This is a genomic window from Corallococcus terminator, from assembly GCF_003611635.1.
Classification (GTDB): domain Bacteria; phylum Myxococcota; class Myxococcia; order Myxococcales; family Myxococcaceae; genus Corallococcus; species Corallococcus terminator.
This window is the reverse complement of sequence record NZ_RAVZ01000599.1, coordinates 1-2,535: the sequence shown is the minus strand read 5'-3', so window position 1 is coordinate 2,535 and position 2,535 is coordinate 1. Positions and strand designations below refer to the sequence as shown.

1 protein-coding gene is annotated in these 2,535 nt (G+C 68.6%); it reads right to left on the bottom strand.

Annotated features, from left to right (window positions below):
- A partial coding sequence (locus D7V88_RS40565) for a condensation domain-containing protein (protein WP_147449111.1) occupies nucleotides 1-2,535 on the bottom strand: 2,535 nt, incomplete at both ends.

Genomic DNA, 2,535 nt, shown 5'->3' with positions numbered 1-2,535 from the left:
CCCGGCTCTCCTCCCCCACCCCCAACGTCCTCAGGTGGCGCGCCAACTGATTCGCACGCACTTCCACCTGCGCGTACGTCAGCCGCGTCCCTTCGTGTTCCACCGCCACCGCGTCCGGCGTCCGCTTCACCTGCTCCGTGAAGCGTCCGTGGATCGTCTCCGTGCCCGCGGCCACTTCAGGAGACACCGTGCCCGTGAAGCGCTTCAGCACCTGCTGACGCTCTTCAGTTGCCAGCAGCGGCAGGTCCCAGACGCTTGCATCCGCGTCCTTCGCTAGTCCGGACAGCAACGTCCCGAGGTGCCCCAGCAGTCGGTGTGCCGTCTCCGCGTCGTACAGGTCCGTGTTGTATTCAAGCGACGCCGCGAGGCCCTGCTCCGTCTCCGCCATTCCCAGCGTCAGATCGAACTTCGCCGTCGCCCCTTCCGTCTCCAGCGACCGCAGCGTCAGCCCGGCGTTCGGGCGCACCTCTCCCGTGTTCGGCGAGATCGTCTGCATCGTGAACATCACCTGGAAGAGCGGCGTGCGGCTCAGATCGCGCTCCGGGTTCAGCTCTTCCACCAGCTTCTCGAACGGCACCTCCTGGTGCGCGTACGCTCCCAGCGTCGTCTCCTTCACCTGGCGCAGCACCTGACGGAACGATGGGCTGCCTTCCAGACGCGCGCGGATCACCAGCGTGTTCACGAAGAAGCCGATGAGTCCTTCCAGCTCCGTCCGGTTGCGGCCCGCGATGGGCGTTCCCACGCTGATGTCCTGCTGGCCGCTGTAGCGCGCCAGCAGTACCTGCCATGCCGCCAGCAACACCATGAAGGACGTGGCGCCCTCCTGGCGTGCCAGCGTCTTCAGCGCTTCGTTCAGCGCCTTCGGCAGCAGCAAGGACGCATTGGCACCGTGGAAGCGCTGCACCACCGGGCGAGGACGGTCCGTCGGCAGCTCCAACGCATGCGGGGCGCCCGCCAATTGCTGACGCCACCAACCGAGTTGCGCCTCCAGCACGTCGCCCTTCAGCCAGCCACGCTGCCACGCCGCGTAGTCCGCGTACTGCACCGCCAGCTCCGGCAGCGGCGAGGAGCGGCCTTCAGCATACGCGCTGTAGAGCGCGCCCACTTCGCGAACCAGCACGTCCATCGACCAGCCATCCGACACGATGTGGTGCATCACCAGCACCAGCACGTGTTCGGTGGCACCCAGCCGCACCAGCGTCGCGCGGAAGAGCGGGCCCTGGCTCAAGTCGAACGGACGCAGGGCTTCCGCGCTCACCCGACTCCGGAGTTCCTTCTCACGCAGGTCTTCCGGCAGGCCGTCCAGCGCCGTGAAGCTCCAGGCCACTTCCTGGGACGAAGCGATCACCTGGAAGGGCTGACCGTCGTGCACCTGGAACGACGTGCGCAGGGACTCGTGGCGCCGCACCAGTTCGTCAAAGGTGCGACGCAGGGCCTCTACGTCCACGGTGCCGCTCATCCGCACCGCCATCGGGAGGTTGTACGACGCGCTCCCGGGCTGGAGCTGATCCAGCAGCCAGAGGCGCTGCTGCGCGAAGGACAACGGCTCCCGTCCCGTCCGCGCCACGGCGTCCAGCTTCGGTACCGTCAACGCCTGTCCCGTGCTCCGGGCCGCCTCGACCTTGAGGGCCAGCTCCGCGACCGTGGGGGCTTCGAAGAGGGCTCGCAGCGGCAGCTCGACGTTGAACGCCGTGCGGATGCGCGACATCGCCTGCGTCGCCAGCAGCGAGTGGCCTCCCAGTTCGAAGAAGCTGTCCTGGATGCCCACCTGCTTCACGCCCAGCACCGCCTCCCACAGCGAGGCGAGCACCTGCTCCGTCTGGTTGCGCGGCGCCACGTAGACGTGCGTGCGCTCCGCGCCGGCTTCCGGCTTCGGCAGCGCCTTGCGGTCCACCTTCCCGTTCGCGTTGAGCGGCAGGGACTCCAGCACCACGAAGGCCGACGGCACCATGTACTCCGGCAACCGGCCCTTCAGCGCGCTTCGCAGACTCGCCGCGTCCGCCGTGTGGCCCGCCTGCGCCACCACGTACGCCACCAGCCGCTTGTCTCCGGGCGCGTCCTCCCGCACCACCACCACCACGTCGCGGATGGAAGGCTGCGCTCCCAGCGCTGCTTCCACTTCTCCCAGCTCGATGCGGAAGCCTCGCACCTTCACCTGGAAGTCCATTCGCCCCAGGTACTCCAGCGTCCCGTCCCGGCCCCACCGCACCTTGTCTCCCGTGCGGTACAGCCTCGCTCCCGCCTTCTCGCTGAAGCCGTCCGGCACGAAGCGCTCCGCTGTCAACCCGGGCTGCCCCAGGTAGCCTCGCGCCAGGCCCTCGCCTCCCAGGTACAGCTCGCCCGGCGCGCCCACCGGCACCGGCTGCCCCTTCGCGTCCAGCACGTACGCCTGCGTGCCTTCCAGCGGGCGCCCAATCCTCGGCTCCGTCTTCGCTCCGCGCTCCACTCGCGCGTGCGTCGAGTACGTCGTGTCCTCCGTCGGGCCGTAGAGGTTGTTGACTTCCTTCACCTGCGGCAGTGCGTACAGCGCCTGCA